Genomic DNA, 16,388 nt, shown 5'->3' with positions numbered 1-16,388 from the left:
CGGTATACCGTGCCCATGCCGCCGGCGCCGAGCATCCGCTCCAGACGGTAGCGCCCGGAAAGAACGTCCGGCAGCGGACCGGGCAACACCGCCGGCAGGTCCGGCGCCGAGGCGGTCGGGGCGGCGAAGGCGAAATAGGTCAGGTTCGCGCCGCCCTCCTCCTCCGGCAGCAGCTCCAGCGACGACAGCGGTTCGTTCATTGGCGGATCACCACGGCCGTCAGGTTGTCCCGCGCGGCGCCGCTCAAGGCGCCGTCGAACAGCCGCTCCACCGCCACCTGCGGCGATGCCAGGCTCAACGCGCGGCCCAGTGCATCGGCGCTCAGCTCTTCGTAGAGTCCGTCGCTGCAGAGCAGGAAGACATCACCGGGATGCACCTCCAGTTCCAGCACGTCCAGCACCAGTTGTTCGCTGGCGCCGACGGCACGGGTCAGCGCGCGCGCCGAGGGATAGGCGCGGGCCTGCTCGATATCCATCCGCCGTTCGTCGACCAGTCGCTGCAACAGCGAGTGGTCGCGGGACAGCTGGTACAGCCGCTGGCCGCGCCACAGATAGCAGCGGCTGTCGCCGACCCACACGCAGGCCGCCCGCGACCCCTCCACGACCAGCGCCACCACCGTACTGCCGATGATCCTGTCGCCGCGTTCGGCGCTGAGGGTGAGTTCCTCGCCCAGGCGCCGGTTGAGCCAGTGCAGGCACTGGCGCATCGCGTTCAGGCGCTCGTCGAATCCCGTCCGGGCCGGCAGTTCCGCCAGGCTGGTGACGATCATCCGGCTGGCCAGGTCGCCGGCCTGGTGCCCGCCCATGCCATCGGCGACCGCCCAGAGCCCGCGATCCGGGCAGTCCAGGAAGGCATCCTCGTTGCGCGCGCGGACCTTGCCGCGATCCGTGCGCGCCGCGCTGCGCCAGGGCTCGGTGCGTTGCATCAGAGCTGCACCGGCATGCGGAAGCTGCGCAGGACCGCGAGATCGAACGGATTCGGCGTGCGCTGGGCGAGCAGCAGGTAGTTGGCGCGCAGGCCGCCCAGGTCGGCCTTGAGCACCATCACGTCACGCCCGCTGAGGTACTCGGTCTGCATCAGGTCGAACAGCCTGAACAGAGACCAGGGCCCGGTATTGCGTTCGATTCCCACCGGTCGTCCGGCCATCTTCTCCAGCACCAGGCTGGTGCGGCCGCCGTCGGCGTCGCTGGGCCACTTGAACGACATCGGCACGATCGGGCCGTGGCGGTACTCCATGGACTGACCGTCGAAACGGAACTCGGCGCGGCTGACGCCAGGATCGAGGGTATAGGGCTCCAGGCGGAAGCGCACCTGTGGCTCGGCCGGGTTCTCGGCGAAGAAGCTCTGGCGGATCACCTGGGCCGTGCCCATCTGGTCGAGATAGACCTTGGACATCGGCAGGCTGTAGCCGTCCACGCTGCGCAGGCGGTAGCTGCCCGGGTCGCCGCTGACGAAGGGCCGCATGTAGGTTTCGAAGAAGCGTTCGGCGACGCCCTGCGCCTTGAAGAACTCGCGGAAATCGCTGACCGCGACATCGCTGGCGCTGTGCGCGTTGAACGGGTAGCGCTTGTTGATCGCCTTGCTGTAGAAACCGTACAGCTCGCTCTGGTAGCGCTGGTTGAGGTACAGGTAGGCATCGCCGAGGACCAGCCGCCAGGCGTCTTCGGCCAGCACGCTGAACCATCCGCCGAGCGGTCGCGGCAGTCGCGCGGAGGCGTTGCGCAGGTTGCTCAGGGCATCGCGCTGGCCGCCCATGCGGCTCTTCGCCATGTCGAAAGCCGCCTGCTCCGGCTGGCTGGCGCGCGCCAGTCCGGCGAGTTGCAACTGCAACTCGTTGAGCGCCTGCAACAGCGGAGTGAGGTCGGCCGCCGGGCCGTTGTTATCGTCGAGCAGGCGATGCAGGGGCTCGAAGCGGCGTTGCAGGGACTTCTTCGCGGTATCCGGCAGGTTCTTCGCCAACGCGTCCCTGGCCTTGCCGGCCGCCGCGGCGGCCGCCTTGCCCAGCTTGCCGCCCTTTTCCGCGGCCTTGTCGCTGGCCTCTGCCAGCGCCTCGGCGCTCTCCGCCAGGACCGGGAAACGGGTGTTCTCACGGACCTCCAGCAACAACTGGAGGATCGGCGAGTTGGCGGCGAGCAGCCCGGAAACCTGGTCGGCGCCCTCGCCGGCATCGTTGAACGGCAGCAGGCCCAGGCGTCCGACCGCCTCGCTCCAGAAGTTCGCGTAGTCGCGGAAATACAGCTGCTCGAGTTCGACCATCAGGCGCCGCAGGTCCATGTCGCTGATCCCGCTGCCCTCGCCCAGGACCCAGTTGTCGCGAAGGATGTCGTTGACCAGGCTGGCGCCCTGGACCACGAAGTACTGCTGGTAGCCCTGCTGGGTGTAGAACCCCGGGATCACGTAGTCGGTGCCGACGAACAGACCGGCCTGCGGCCCCAGGTGCTGGCCGAAGCGATACTCGGGCAGGCTTCGCGCCTGTTCGCGCAGCACCCGGTAGACCACGTTGGCCAGGGACTCGCTGCGCAGCACCTGGCGTGCCTGGGCCACCAGGGTGTCGTTCAGCGGATAGCTGAACGGTTGCTCGAGCAGACGGGCGAAATGCGTGTTCAGGCCATTCTGCACGGTGCCGTTGCCGGCATAGCGCTGCGACCAGTCGGTAGCCACCCAGTCCTTGAGCCATCCGTTCTCGCGGCGCTCGCGCAGATTCAGCATCAGGTAGGCCCGCAGGCTGTTGAGCAGGCGTTCGCGATTCTGCATGTTGCCGCGGATCTGCGCTTCGAGCATCCGCGCCACGCGCGGCAGCAGTTGCGTCTCCAGCTCGCGGCGATAGGCAGCGGCCAGCGGCGGGTTGACCTCGTTGCCCTGGTACAGCCCGGCGCGCTCGTGCAGCGAGACTTCCCCTTTGGGCGGAAACACGGTGGTCGCCGCATAGCTGCTATCCAGCGTCTTCAGCGCCGCCATGGCGTCATCGCGCTCGCCAAGCGCCTGGCGCTGCTGGGTCCATTGCTGCGCCAGCTCGCGGACCCGCTCCAGGCGCTCGTGGTTGGCCGAGAAACCGCCAGCCCAGAGCAGGCCGAATAGCAGAAGGAGCGCCAGCGAACCGACGTACAGGGCGCGCTGGCCCCAGTGGATGCGCGTGCGTTCGCGGCGATCGAGACCTGCCAGGTTGGCCTCGGGGAAGATCACCTGGCTCAGCAGGTGATGGATGAAGCGCGAGCGCCCGTTGCGCAGGGTCGGCAGCAGGCCGCTGGCGATCCCCAGGTTGGCGCCGATGCCGGCGGTGTCCTCGTCCAGCTGCTGGGCCAGGTGCGGCGCGCTGGTCAGGTAGAAGCCGCGCAGGCGGCTGGCGCGCTGGTAGCGATTGCCGGTGAAGGCGAGTTCGACGAACAGGCACAACCGCTCGCCGATCTGGCCAAGCTGGTGCGGGAAGTCGAGGATGCGACCGCGACGCAGGGTATCGCGCTCCTGGTGGATGCGCATGATCACCTGGCTGTTCAGGCGTCGCAGAAGGTCCTCGAACGCCTGGCGCAGGACCGTCACATCGGTGCCGTTCTGCTCCTTGCCGAAGCTGGTGCCCAGAACCTGGTCGCTCTCCTCGCGGCTCAACTGGTCGAAGAACTCGTCGAAGCCGAGCAACTGGTCGGCCTTGCTCAGCACCAGGTAGACCGGCAGATCGAGGTGCAGGGTCTGCTGGATTTCCTGCAGGCGCGCGCGCACCTGGCGAGCCAGCGTATCCAGCGCCATCTCGTCGTCGCTGAGCAACGTCTCCACCGGAATCGACACCATCACGCCATTCAACGGCCGTGCGCGGCGGCGCTTGCGCAACAGGCCGAGCAGGGTCGCCCAGGCGCCCCCATCGACCTCGCCGTCGGCTTGGGTCAGGTAGCGCCCGGCGGTGTCGATCAGGACGCCGTGATCGGCGAAGTACCAGTCGCAGTAGCGCGTGCCGGCGGTATCGCGGGTCAGCTTGCGGTCGATCCGGTTGATCGGGAATTCCAGTCCGGAAAAGTCCAGCAGGCTGGTCTTGCCGCTTCCCTGCGGGCCGATCAGCAGGTACCAGGGCAGCTCGTTGCGCCAGCGCTCGCTACGACCGCGGTACAGGTTGGAGGTCTTCAGGGTGCGCAAGGCGTCCTTGAAGCGGCTGCGCAATTCCTTCTGTTCGTCTTCGATCAGACCGTCGCGGCGCAGGCGCTCCTGGCCCTCGTCGCTGTCCTCGACGGCCTTGCGCCGCACTCCGGCGCGCCAGCTGACGAAGACCATCGCCAGCCCCCAGACCAGGAACATCAGGCTGATGCTCAGCAACCGCGAAGTCGGGCTTTCCCAGAACTTGTAGTCGGCGACCGCCAGCAGCGGCCCGACGAACCACACCAGCAATGCCGCCAGGAGTACCAGCAGCAGCGTCCAGACCCACGTCTTGCGCAGGAAGGCGCCGACTTTCTTGAAGAAGTTTTTCATTTCGCGTCCCTGTGTTTACGAACCGGGCTGTCCTGCCGCAGCATCGAGCGACTGGTAAGGCTGCAGCACCGTGTCGCGTTGCTCGCCGAGAACCCAGGCGAATCCCGAATACATCACCACCAGGCAGACCAGGGTGAACAGCGCCACCATCCACCAGGGCACGATCCGCACCAGGCCGCGACGCTGGTCGCTGAGCCCCTGCCAGTGCGGCGACAGCTCGCGCGGCACGTCGCCGCGCAACTGGCGGATCTGCCGGTAGAGCGCGTCGGAAATACCGTCCAGGTCGAGCACGCCGCGGGCCATCACCCGGTACTTGCCCTCGAAGCCGAGGGCCAGGCAGAGGTACATCAGCTCCAGCATCGGCAGATGCTTGACCGGGTTCTTCGACAGCCGGTCGAGCAACTGGAAGAACTTCTCGCCGCCGAAGGTCTCGTTATGGAAGCTGCTCAGCAGGCTGATCTTCGACCATTCGCTTTCGTTGCCCCACGGGGTGGTCACCACCGCCTCGTCGACCACCGTGCACAGCACGTAGCGCGCCGCCATGACCTGGCTGTTTTCCACGCCATCCTGCACGGCGCGGAATTCGAAGAGCTTCATGGCGGAGGTCAACCGCTCCTTGAGCGCCGCAAGGTTCTCCAGCACGCTGCTGTGCTTGAGCCGGACCACTTCCGAAAGCAGTTCGGAAGCCGCCGCCACCAGCGGGTTCAGGCTGACGTTGAAGGCCTCGCCCGGACGCAGGCGCGCCGCGTAGATCATCCGCTCCTCGAGCTGCTCGAAGCGCGGCGGTTCGGCGAAATCAGTCAGCGGCCCCTGGGCCGGTACCTGTCCCTGGTGATCGAGGAGGACGGTCTTCTCGTCCTCGTGGTATTCCCTTTCCTTGATCATGTTCAGTTCCTGATGGCCCAGAATTTCAGTTCAAGCTCGGAGAACTCGCCGGATACGTGGAACGCGAAACCGCCGGAGCGCTCCAGCTGGGTCATGTCCTCGGCGTTGGGTTCGAGAATGAAATAGGTCTTGTTGGAGTGGAACGGGATCTGCCGCGGCGCCACCGGCAGCGGCTTGACCCGGATCCCCGGCAGGTGCAGGTTGACCAGTTGGCGAATGTGCTCGACCGCACCCACCTTGAGATGCGCGGGCAGGCGCTGGCGCAGTTCCTCCGACTCGCAATTGGCACTGGCGGCGAGCACGAACGAGGCGCTGCCGAGCAGCTTGTGGTCGTGCAGGGGCGAGACCAGGATGCCGTACTGGCGGGCCTGGAGAGGCAGTTCGATGGCATGCTGCTCGAGCACCATCGACAGGACCTGGCGAATCGCCTCCATCAGCCTGCGGAAGCTGGCGCCCTGGTCGCTGTGCTGGTAACGGCTGTCCAGGCGCGGACGCTTGCTCTCGCTGCCGAAGGTGGCGAGGTCGCCGAGCATGGTCAGCAGCACCCGGTACAACTGCTCCGGATGCACCTGCTCCAATCCCAGGTAGTGGCGCAGCAGCAACTCGGTGCGATTGATCAGTTGCAGCATCATGAAATCGCCGACCTCCGCGCCGCCGACCTTGCCATTGGACCGGATACGCTCGGCGATGGTGTCGCCGCGATGGCCGAGCATGCTGATCACCTCCTTCAGGCAGGACAGCAGGTAGGCGGATGCGTGGGCGTGGAGGTAGCTCGGCACGAAGTCGGGGTCGAGGCTGATCACCCCGTCCGGCGTGGTATCCAGCACCACCGCCACCTTCAGTTTGACGTAGGCCTGGTCGCTCTGCTGCTCGCCGAGCAGCAGGCGAAAATCCGGCCGCGCGCAGCTGACCTGCACCATGGAATCCTCGCCGGCGTTGGAGTCCGCCACCTCCAGATCGTAGGCGGTATAGCGCGCCAGGACCTCGGCCTGCTCCGGCCGGCGCGCCTCGATGTGGTTACCGGTGACCAGCGGCAGGGCCAGGTAGATCGGCACGTTCGAGGTATTGGGCGGCACGTCGAGGGCGAGCGGCTCGGTGTTGCCGCCGAGTTCGAACAGGCTGCCGTCGGGCAGTACGCCGGAGGCCTGGCTGATCACCAGCTTGCCCATGTTGAGGAACTGGCGGTCCAGCTCCAGGGCGAGGAAGCCCCAGTTGTAGCTGCCCAGCAACTGGGTCCGGGCCTTCATCTGGTTGTCGTAGTAGCGGTCGTTGTGTTGCAGGTGCTGCGGGCGCAGCAGCATGCCTTCCTGCCAGACGATCTTGTGCACGTTCATCGCGCGTCACCCGCCTTGCCGAGCAGTTCGCCGGCATTCAGGATGCCCTTCCGGCCCAGCTTCAGCTCTACCCGGGTCAGCTCTTTCGCCGTGACCGGCACCACGTAGCGCCAGCTTGCCTCGCCGAGATCGCGGTAGGCGGCGAGCACGCCCACGTAGCGGCTCCCCTCCTCCACGCTGAGCTTGAGTTCGACCCGCTCGCCGGGCCGCAGCTCCAGCTCCTCGCTGGTCACCAGGTCGGGGTCCAGGGTCTCCTTGGGACGTTCGTAGAGGCTGAAGAAGTCGGCGTTCTCGAACGCCACCGGGTGCTTCAGCTCGAACAGCCGCACTACCACCGGCGACGGCCGGCCATTGAGGTCGGGATTGACCCGCTCGCCGGCGCTCAGGGCGAGGTCGAGCTTGGTCAGTCTGGAATACGGCGACAGCGTGGAACAGCCGGCCAGCAGCGCCAGGACGGCGAGCATGGCCAGCGCCCTGGCTGGCGGGATCGGGCGACGAGACATGGCGATCATCCTTGGTGCTCGGTGTAGAGGGTGGAAATCAGGCGAACCTGCTCTTCGTAGGCCTGGGCGAAATCACGTGCCAGCAGGCGCTCGCTCCAGTCGTCGTCCTGGCATAGCGACTGGTGGTAGCGACCATAGGCACGCCAGCGGCTGCCCGAGGTGGCCAGCAACGGCCGGCGGCCGTCGCGCTCGAAACGCAGGGTCAGCTGCTGCGGCGAGAAATGCTCGAGGGTCGCGCGCACCGCCGCCCGGCTGGCGCCGAGCAGCGCCACCTGGTGCGCCTGGAGGTCGCGGAAACTGCGTGCGACGGCCTGTTCGCCACTCAACTGGCCAGGCTTGCCATCCCGTAGCAGATGCCCCAGCGCCTCGCCGGCATCGGCGCTGAAGCGCAAGGGATTCTTGCCGGTATCGCGCAACGTGCTCAGCGACAGGCGCAGTTCGTTCTTCAGTTCGCTGCGGGTCCGCAGGCTCTGCTGCAAGCCGCCGATGCACTGCCGCAGCAAACCGGCGGCGTTGATCGCCAGCGCTTCGCGCGCAGCGCCGTCGAGGCCTTCAAGGTCCATTCCCAGAGCCTGGCCGAAACGCTGCCAGAAGGCTTCGTCGTGACCCGGACGCGGACTTTCCACGGGTTCCTGCGGAGCCGCCGGGGCGGGCACCAGCTCCGGTACGACCAGGCTTTCCATGTCGATCCGCGCGTAGTCCGCACGCGCCCCGGCCTCCTGGCTGGGCTGGGCAATCGCGCTCAGGTCGTCGAGTTCGTAGGCATCTGCACCGTCCTGGTCGAGCGCCTGCAACGGATCGAGGGCCAGGAAGGCATCGTCCGGAATGATGCTGCCCGCCGGCTGCGGCCGCCCGACGTCCATGGCGAGCTCGTCGGGCTCGCGCAGCAACCGCGCGCGGATCTCGAAGTCGCCGAGCAGGAAGACGCTGTCCTGCTCGATGCGCTGCGGCTCGCCATGCGGCAGGCGGCTGCCGTTGCCGGCGCGGATGCCGTTGCTGCTGGTGTCGGTCAGGTAGAACGCGCCGTTGCGATAGCTGACCCGCGCATGCTGCTTGGACAGGTGCCGCTTGCGATCGGGAATCGCCCAGTCGCACTCACCGCCGCGGCCGATGAGGCCTCCGTTCCTGCCGAAGGTCTTGCTGCACAGCTCCGTCGGTACGAATTGCTTGGCGCTGAGCATTTCCAATACCAGTTCCATGAGATCGCTCCTTGCGGTCACTTGCCGCGATTGACCGCCTGCGGATCGCCAAGCGGGCGATAGTCGCCGTCGTTGAATTTGTAGTTGCCGCTGCAACCGGCGAGGCCGCAGAGGACGGCCAGGGCCAGAAGCACGGCGGGCCAGTGACGAACAGGCATCAGGGAGTCTCCATGGAAGGGCCGCGGACGCCGCGCTCCAGGCGCGCGCCCGGCAGGGCTGGATGGAAGGAAATCTCGATCATGGGCTTCAGGTCCGGGGATCGCCGAAATGAATGTTCAGGCGTCCCATGCGATAGATCAGGGTTCGGCGCGGCAGACCCAGTTCGCGCGCAGCGAGGGTCTGGTTGCCAGCGTTCCTGCGCAGGCAGGCGAGCAGCAGGTCGCGTTCGATCTGCTCCAGGTGCTCGCGCAGCTTGAGCGGCGCCTCCGCTTCCGGGGGCGCGCGCAGGGAAAAGTGTTCGGCCAGCAGCACATCGCCTTCGCAGAGCAGTACCGCGCATTCCACCAGTCCCTTCAGCTCCCGAACGTTGCCGGGAAAGCCATAGCCGTCGAGCAGTTCCAGCGCTTCCGCGGACCAGCCCAGCGGCGCGCGGCGCAGGAACACGCAGGCGCGTTCGGCGAAATGCCGGGCCAGTTCGAGGGCGTCGCCCTCGCGCTGGCGCAACGGCGGCAACTCGATGGGAAACTGCGCCAGCCGGTAGTAGAGGTCTTCGCGGAACTTGCCATCGCGGACCAGCAGGGCGAGGTCACGGTGGGTAGCGGCGATGATGCGTACATCGACCTTGTGCGTGTCGTTGCCGCCGAGCGGGCGAATCTCGCCTTCCTGCAACACGCGCAACAGCTTGGCCTGGAGCGACAGGGGCATGTCGCCGATTTCGTCGAGCAGCAGGGTTCCGCCATCCGCGGCATCGAACAACCCGGGACGATCGCGCTCGGCACCGGTAAAGGCGCCCTTGCGGTAGCCGAACAGCTCGCTTTCCAGCAGGTTTTCCGGAAACGCCGCGCAGTTCTGCACCACGAACGCCTGTGCTCGCCGCGGGCCGTACTCGTGGATCGCCCGTGCGACCACCTCCTTGCCGGTACCGGTCTCGCCCTGCAGCAACACGGTATAGGGGTTGTGCAGGACCTTGCTGATCAGGCGGCAGGTCTCACGCATCGCCGCGCTCCTGCCGATCAGCCCGTAGCCGCTGACCACCGGCGCGCTGGACGGTCCCTGCGGCTCGCCGGAGGGTTGCGAGAGGCGTTGCAGCAGATGCAGCTGGGCCAGCACGAACGCGCCCAACTGGCCCAGTGGATGGGCGAATCCCTGCAGGTCCAGTGGGCGCCGGGTGGCGCAGACCACCATGCCCTCGACCGTTTTCTCCGGGCTCACCAGCGGAACGCAGAGCAGGGACAGCCAGGGCTGCTCCCCTGCCGGCAGGAAGCCGGTCTCGTGCAGCCGCGACGGCAGGTCGACGAGACTGACCACGCGGTTCTGGCACAGGGCGAACTGCAGCAACTGCTCGCCGGTGTAGTCCGCCGGCAGGCTCGACGGCTCCAGCGCCTGCAACAGGCCGTCCCGGCATTCGGCGTTGAGGGTGAGCGCGGTATGGGTCTGGTCGAGCAGATACAGCTGGCTCAGCTCGCAGCCGCTGAGTTCGCCGACTGCGCGTGCGAAACCGCCCAGCAGGGCCGCGATGTCTGTTTCCCGCGACAGCGCGCCGAACTGAGCGAGCAGGGCTTCGGCGAAGGCCAGGGGTTGCGGTACGCGGCTGAACATCGCACCCACCTCAGGCGAACTCGCAGAGCACGCGGCCGTGCTCGCCCAGCGTCGCATGGACCCGCTCGAGACGCTCGTCGCGCGCCATCGCTTCCAGCAAACGGTCGGCCACCAGCGGCAGCAGGTGCGTGTCCAGCAGGTGGTCGATCAACCGTGCGCCGCTGTCGCTCTGGGTGCAACGCTCGGCCAGGTGGTCCACCAGCGCCTGGCTGTAGTCGAAAGCCAGTTGACGGCGGGCCAGACGCTCGCCGAGGCGTTCCAGCTTGATCTCGATCAGCTCGCGCAGTACCGGGCCGCCCACCGGGTAGTAAGGCACCACGCGCATGCGCGCCAGCAGCGCCGGCTTGAAATGCCGGCTGAGCGCCGGCCGGATGGTTTCCTCCAGGAGTTCGGCGGAAGGCCGCGCGCCGTCCTGGCAAAGCGCGGCGATGTGCTCGCTGGCGAGGTTGGAGGTCATCAGGATCAAGGTATTGCGGAAATCGATCTCGCGCCCTTCACCATCGTTGGCCACGCCCTTGTCGAAGATCTGGTAGAACAGGTTGAGCACGTCCGGATCGGCCTTCTCCACCTCGTCCAGCAATATCACCGAATAGGGCTTCTGGCGTACCGCCTCGGTGAGCATGCCACCCTCGCCATAGCCGACATAGCCGGGCGGCGCGCCGATCAGGCGCGAGACGGTGTGCTTCTCCTGGAACTCGGACATGTTGATGGTGGTGATGAAACGCTCGCCGCCATACAGCAGGTCGGCCAGCGCCAGCGCGGTCTCGGTCTTGCCCACCCCGCTCGGGCCCACCAGCAGGAACACGCCGACCGGCGCATCGGGCTTGTTCAGCCCGGCCGCGGTGGCGCGCATCGCGCGGTCCAGGGCGCTGACCGCCTGTTCCTGGCCACGGATCCGCGCCCGCAGGTCGTCAGCGAACCCCATCACCTTGGCGTTGTGTTCCCGCGCCAGTTGTTCCACCGGTACGCCGGTCCAGGCGCCGATCACCTCGGCAACCAGGCGCGGGCAGACCTCGAAGCTGACCAGCCGCCCCTGGGCCTGGGCATCGGCGAGCGCCTGGCGGGTTTCGTGAAGGGCCTTTTCCAGGGCTTCGACACCGCCATGCTCGTCGGCCGGGAAAGCCTCCGCATCCGCCTCGCTGCCCTGCTCTTCCCGGTTCGCCTCGCGGGCCCTGGCCAATTGTTGGCGCAGGGCGAGCAGGCGCTCGGCGAGTTCGCGCTGGCGGCTCCACTGGTCCTCCTGTACGTGCCGCTCGCTTTCCGCCTGGGCCAGGCGCTCCTCCAGCGCCTGCAGGGCATCGTGGTCGATCGGCAGGCCTGCCTCGGCATCGCGGCGCAGGGCCTGGCGCTGGTGCTCGCCTTCGGCCAGCTCGCCGCGCAGGCGCTCGAGGCTCTCCGGCGCCGCCGCCAGGCTGATGCGCACCCGCGCACAGGCGGTGTCGAGGACGTCGACGGCCTTGTCCGGCAACTGGCGACCCGCCAGGTAGCGGGCGGACAGTTCGGCGGCGGCCACCACCGCGTCGTCGCGCAGGTAGATACCGTGGCTTTCCCCGTAAACCCGGGCCAGGCCACGCAGGATCGTCACCGCCTCGGCAACGCTCGGCTCATGCAACTGCACGGGCTGGAAGCGCCGGGCCAGCGCCGGGTCCTTCTCGAAATACTTCTTGTATTCGGCCCAGGTCGTCGCCGCGATGGTGCGCAACTCGCCACGTGCCAGGGCCGGCTTGAGCAGGTTGGCGGCATCCGAGCCGCCGGCCTGACCGCCCGCGCCGATCAACGTATGGGCCTCGTCGATGAACAGGATGGTCGGCCTGAGCGCTGCCTTCACTTCGTCGATGACGCCTTTCAGGCGCCGCTCGAACTCGCCCTTCACGCTGGCACCGGCCTGCAACAGGCCCATGTCGAGGGACAACAGCTCGACGTCCCTCAGCGCCGGCGGCACTTCCCCTGCGGCGATCCGCGAGGCCAGGCCTTCGACGATGGCGGTCTTGCCGACGCCGGCCTCGCCGACCACGATGGGGTTGTTTTTCCGCCGACGGGCCAGGATGTCGACCATCTGGCGAATAGCCCCGTCGCGACAGAGCACCGGATCGAGCTTGCCGTCGCGCGCCTGCTGGGTAAGGTTGTGGGTGAAACGCTGCAACAGGGACTCGCCGCCGCCCGGCTTGCCGCTGGGCGCGGCCTCCCGCGGCTGCGAGAGCGCGAAATCCTTCAACCGCTCGATGTCGAGCCGCGCCAGCAGCGGCTGGTAGCGGCTGCCGGCATAGCGCAACGGGTTGCGTAGCAGGGCCAGGATCAATGCCGCCTGGTCGATCTGGCTACGGCCCAGTTCGAGGTTGGCCAGCAACAGCGCATCCTGCAGCCACTGCACCAGCTCGGGCGCGAACACCGGATTGCGCGAGGCGCTGTGCTCGCCCCGCGCTTGCAACGCGGCGTTGAGTTCGCCAGCGTCCACCGCGGCATCCTGCAGGGCGCGCGCCAGCAGTCCCTGGGGACGCTCCAGCAGGCCCAACAACAGGTCCTCCACCAGTACCTTGCTGCCGCCGCGGGCTACGCAGCGCTCGGCCGAGCCTTCGAGGTCGCGCCGGGTGTCGGCATCCAGCGCCTGAATCAGTTGTTGCAGGTCTACGTTGATCATGCTCATCCATCCTTAATGAATCTTGCTGCCCAGCGTCACCACGCCATCGGCGCGCTCCCGGCCCAGCCAGCTGGTCCAGCCAAGGCGGCAGGCGTTCTGCGCGCCGATGCGGAACTCGCGGATTTCCTCGTGGCGCAAGACCAGCCGGATGTCGTAGTCGAGCGGGTCGCGCAGGGTGAAGCGGACCAGCGCGCAAAGCGGCTGGTAGCCGGGACCGATCGGCAGGAACTCGTGGAAGCGCTGCCAGTCGAGCTGGCGGATATGAATGCGGAACTTGCCGCTGCGGTCGCGGACCCGTTCGCCCAGCACGGCGTCTTCGCCAAGCTGGCTGTTGAACAGGCCGAGTCGGTTGCGCTGCTCTTCGAGGATCGCGACGCGCCGTTCGATACACTGCTCGGCGACCAGTTCGGCATGCTTGAAGTAGTAGCGCAGCACCGACTCGATCAAGGCCGCCGAGTGCGCCCGCAGGCTGAGCAGGCCCAGGTAGGGCAGCAGGCGTTTCCAGTTCAGTTCCCTGGCCTTGCGGATCTCTTCCCCGCCCAATCCGACGAGGGCGAACAACTGAGCGGAGAACGCATCGCTCGCACCGCTCTGGAAGCTCACCCGGTAACGGTACTTGCGCCAGATCGGCAACAGCAGCCGATGCAGGCGGTGATGGAAGAGATCGAGGAAGTTCCGCGTAGGATTGCCCTCCTCGCTGTCGCCCAGGGCCTGCTCGCTGTAGAACGCCGGCAACGGCGAACTGGCACCGAACAAGCCGATCAGGTTGAAACGCAGCCGCGCCCGCAGCATGCCGCGCTCTTCGAAGAACTCCACCCGATCGACATCGCTGCCCGGGAAGCCGAGGCTAGGATTGGCCTGGAATTCCAACTGATCGTAGAGCGCCTCGTCTCCCAGGCCGGGATATTCCTCGCGCAGGCGATCCATGACCAGCAGGACCGCCTGGAACAGCGAGTACTCGCGAATGCCCCGGGCCAGCGCGCTTACAGTAGGGGCTGCAAACCCATGCGCGGTTTCCATTGGTACACGTCTCCCTGTGTGCTCCTCACCCGCAACTCGTGGTAGGAGTTGATGCTGGCGTAAAGCGCGAAAAATTCGTTCAGAACCGAAGCGAACACGAACAGGTCGCCCTCGCCGATGTAGCCTTCCGGATCGATCGTCAGCTCGGTACGCAAGCCGCGCAGCGGCAGGCCCCGATGCAGGCGGTCGACATGCTCGTGGCGGACCGCCTTGAGCCCGCCCAGCAGGCGCTTGCTGACCTTCGCCGCATGCTGGTCGTAGTAGCGCGGCAGGTCGTAGGTTTCGAGGATCACCTTGAGCGCGTCGACGTTGGCCAGCGACAGGTAGTTGAGCGACATGTTGCTGATCAGTTTCCAGAGGAAATCGCGGTTCAGCGGCGGCGCGTAGCTCGGCGTCGCCGGGGTGATATTGCGGAAACCGAGGAACTCCGGCGTGCCTTCGCAGGCGACGCAGATATCGCCCAGGCGCAGCCGTTGGGGCAGGTTCTGGTTGGTGCAGGTCAGTTCCACCGACAGCGTCTCGATCTGCTCGGGATGGCGGATGCCAAAGCTCAGGTAGGTGTCCAGGCCATCGTGCAGCAACGAGGTACGTTGCCGGACGCTGTAGTGGGGCCGTGCTTCGGGAACGTCGAAGCTGGGATCGTGCTCGAAGGACTCGAACGGCACGTAGGCCTGGTAGCCGAGCCCGCCCGGCCGCCAGCCGGTGACGCCCTCTACCGAGAACACCCCGCAGTCCTCCAGGCTGTATTCGGCCGGCATCAGCAGGTATTCGTCCTGCTTGCCGTCTAGGCGGATCGGCAGCGCATCGTGGCGGAACAGGTTGGCCACCGGCGTACAGTACAGCTTGACGTTCTCCAGCGTCGGGTGCAGGCGCTGGATGCCGCTCTTGCGGATATCGAAGCGCAACTCGAGGCCGCGGACCTGCTTGAGGGTTTCCTCGGGCAGAGCGCCGAGCAGGTCAAGGCCATCCACGTCGACGAACAGGAACTTGTCCTGGAACGCGAAGTATTCCTGCAGGTAGCGATAGCCACGGAAGGTATTCAGCGGATAGGGAATCAACGCCTCGTCTTCGGCGAACCCCACCGGCTGCACCCGCTCGCCCGTCAGGCGGAACGACATCAGCTTGCCGGCCACGCCATCCAGCGGCCGCCCATGGGCGTCCAGCGGAATCAGCTGGATGCTCTCCAGGTTGCGCAGCAGGCACAGGTAGAGCATCTGGCTGATGTAGCGCTCGCCGGCCAGGTGCAGGCGCAGCCGACTCAGGCCCAGCTCGCCGAGGTGCCCGTCGCAGTTCATCGCCAGGCGCAGGCCGAGCAGCGCTCCCTCGCCGGTCACCGAATAGTTGAGCGCCTCCAGCACCAGCGGCAGGACCTCGGTGGCGTAGCAGGTACGGAAGCGACAGGCGACCTCGCCCACCGGCCGGCTCTCGACCGGCGTATCGCGCTCCACGCGCAGCGCCCCGCCCGGGCGGGTCAGGGGGTCGAACTGGAGAATGCTGAAAGCCGGCAGCGGGCGCATATAGTTCGGCCACAGCAGGTGCATCATCGAGTGGCTGAGTTCCGGCAACTCGTCGTCCAGCTTCTGCCGCAACCGCCCGGTCAGGAAGGCAAAGCCCTCGAGCAGGCGCTCGACATCCGGATCGCGTCCGACCTGTCCGAGAAACGGGGCCAGGGCCGGGCTACGCTCGGCGAAACGGCGCCCCAGCTGGCGCAGTGCGGTGAGTTCGCTCTGGTAGTAATGATTGAAGGACACGGCTTACCTGCTGGATATCGTTTCACTGATGGCAGTCGTCTGACCGCTGCCGCCAAAACCGCAATGACATTTCTGGCCTGAAGATCGGAAACCCACGGTGTCCGTTGTCTTTCCGTAATCGACCCGATTCGCGCCCATCTCAGAAGACCTCATGGACGAACCAGGCATCGAAGCGGTACAGCGCCAGGCCGAGGCGTCACCCTGGCGGGCCGCCGCGAGGCCGTCGAAGAACACGTCGGCGGAACCGACGACGATGGGGTTGCTGCCGTGCCCGGGGAGCGGACAAGCGGTGGGATCGGAAACGCGGGCTGCGGGTTTGCCGGACATCGAAACCTCCTTAGCTGACCTTCACCTGGCCGCTGCCATCCAGGCGTGCGGAAAAACTCACCTGGCGCTTGAAACCTTCCACCTCCAGCAACCCTTCGATGCTGAAGGCCAGGCGGAGCTGGTCGTTGTCGCGCGGCAGGGAAACGACACGCACGTTGCTCAAGCGCGGTTCGTAAGCCTCGATGAAACCTTCGATGGCCGAGCGGGCCTGGCTCAGGGAGTCGTGCAGGCTCAGGCGCATGTCGTTGAGATCGGGCAACCCGTAGTCGGACAGCGTCTGCACGCTGCCCGCCCGGGTGCTGAGCATCTTGCCCAGATGGGCAGCCACCGACGCCATGGCGGAAACCTCGCGGCTCCAGCCGACGCGCTTATCCGCGTCGCCGTTCAGGCGCTCGAACAGGCTGCCGTATCCGGTCATGGAAAGCTCCGCTTACTCTTTGTCCAGCTTGCCGACCAGCGACAGGGTGAAGTCCGCCCCCATGTACTTGAAGTGCGGGCGCACGTTCAGGCTGACGCGGTAC

13 protein-coding genes and 2 pseudogenes are annotated in these 16,388 nt (G+C 66.9%); all 15 read right to left on the bottom strand.

Features of this window, described 5'->3' with window-relative positions; translation table 11 throughout:
- Positions 1-200, bottom strand: a pseudogene (locus tag FFS27_RS13725) (serine/threonine protein kinase); the annotation flags it as partial.
- Positions 197-925 carry a PP2C family protein-serine/threonine phosphatase gene (locus tag FFS27_RS13720; RefSeq protein WP_021264582.1) on the bottom strand — a complete coding sequence of 243 codons (729 nt, stop codon included), beginning with the start codon at positions 923-925 and terminating at the stop codon, positions 197-199. The pseudogene FFS27_RS13725 and the gene FFS27_RS13720, both read right to left, overlap by 4 nt.
- Positions 925-4,452: a type VI secretion system membrane subunit TssM gene (tssM, locus tag FFS27_RS13715; protein ID WP_023099721.1), complete on the bottom strand. Its 3,528-nt coding sequence runs from the start codon at positions 4,450-4,452 to the stop codon at positions 925-927. Before tssM ends, FFS27_RS13720 begins: the two co-directional genes overlap by 1 nt.
- 15 nt (positions 4,453-4,467) lie before the next feature.
- The gene (gene icmH / locus FFS27_RS13710; RefSeq protein WP_003120354.1) at positions 4,468-5,337 is read right to left on the bottom strand and encodes a type IVB secretion system protein IcmH/DotU; all 870 of its coding nucleotides are present in this window, start codon (positions 5,335-5,337) and stop codon (positions 4,468-4,470) included.
- 2 nt (positions 5,338-5,339) lie between these two features.
- Positions 5,340-6,671, bottom strand: coding sequence for a type VI secretion system baseplate subunit TssK (gene tssK, locus FFS27_RS13705; RefSeq protein WP_003087620.1), 1,332 nt, complete (start codon positions 6,669-6,671; stop codon positions 5,340-5,342).
- Complete coding sequence (gene tssJ, locus FFS27_RS13700) at positions 6,668-7,174, bottom strand: type VI secretion system lipoprotein TssJ (RefSeq protein ID WP_003110438.1); 507 nt, start codon at positions 7,172-7,174, stop codon at positions 6,668-6,670. Before tssJ ends, tssK begins: the two co-directional genes overlap by 4 nt.
- 5 nt (positions 7,175-7,179) lie before the next feature.
- Positions 7,180-8,373 (bottom strand): type VI secretion system-associated FHA domain protein TagH, encoded by a 1,194-nt coding sequence (gene tagH / locus FFS27_RS13695; RefSeq protein WP_003140079.1) that lies wholly within the window; start codon positions 8,371-8,373, stop codon positions 7,180-7,182.
- A 17-nt stretch (positions 8,374-8,390) separates the two neighbouring features.
- Positions 8,391-8,531 (bottom strand): hypothetical protein, encoded by a 141-nt coding sequence (locus FFS27_RS13690; protein ID WP_003087614.1) that lies wholly within the window; start codon positions 8,529-8,531, stop codon positions 8,391-8,393.
- 88 nt (positions 8,532-8,619) lie between these two features.
- Positions 8,620-10,131: a sigma-54 interaction domain-containing protein gene (locus FFS27_RS13685; RefSeq protein ID WP_003132894.1), complete on the bottom strand. Its 1,512-nt coding sequence runs from the start codon at positions 10,129-10,131 to the stop codon at positions 8,620-8,622.
- A gap of 10 nt (positions 10,132-10,141) precedes the next feature.
- On the bottom strand, positions 10,142-12,775 hold the full coding sequence (tssH, locus tag FFS27_RS13680) for a type VI secretion system ATPase TssH (RefSeq protein WP_137952063.1): 2,634 nt from the start codon (positions 12,773-12,775) through the stop codon (positions 10,142-10,144).
- A 6-nt stretch (positions 12,776-12,781) separates the two neighbouring features.
- Complete coding sequence (gene tssG / locus FFS27_RS13675) at positions 12,782-13,789, bottom strand: type VI secretion system baseplate subunit TssG (protein WP_023101353.1); 1,008 nt, start codon at positions 13,787-13,789, stop codon at positions 12,782-12,784.
- Positions 13,753-15,540, bottom strand: a complete 1,788-nt coding sequence (tssF, locus tag FFS27_RS13670; protein WP_023101354.1) for a type VI secretion system baseplate subunit TssF — start codon at positions 15,538-15,540, stop codon at positions 13,753-13,755. Before tssF ends, tssG begins: the two co-directional genes overlap by 37 nt.
- A gap of 159 nt (positions 15,541-15,699) precedes the next feature.
- A pseudogene (locus FFS27_RS13665) lies at positions 15,700-15,867 on the bottom strand (PAAR domain-containing protein); the annotation flags it as partial.
- A gap of 10 nt (positions 15,868-15,877) precedes the next feature.
- Entirely contained in the window at positions 15,878-16,285 is a 408-nt protein-coding gene (gene tssE / locus FFS27_RS13660; RefSeq protein ID WP_019683149.1) for a type VI secretion system baseplate subunit TssE, read from the bottom strand.
- Between the two features lie 12 nt (positions 16,286-16,297).
- A partial coding sequence (locus FFS27_RS33590) for a hypothetical protein (RefSeq protein ID WP_256659493.1) occupies positions 16,298-16,388 on the bottom strand: 91 nt, incomplete at its 5' end.

Origin of the sequence: Pseudomonas sp. 2VD (genome assembly GCF_005503585.1) — a bacterium.
Taxonomy (GTDB): domain Bacteria; phylum Pseudomonadota; class Gammaproteobacteria; order Pseudomonadales; family Pseudomonadaceae; genus Pseudomonas; species Pseudomonas aeruginosa.
The sequence above is the reverse complement of the archived record's forward strand: the minus strand, read 5'-3'. Positions and strand labels throughout refer to the sequence as shown.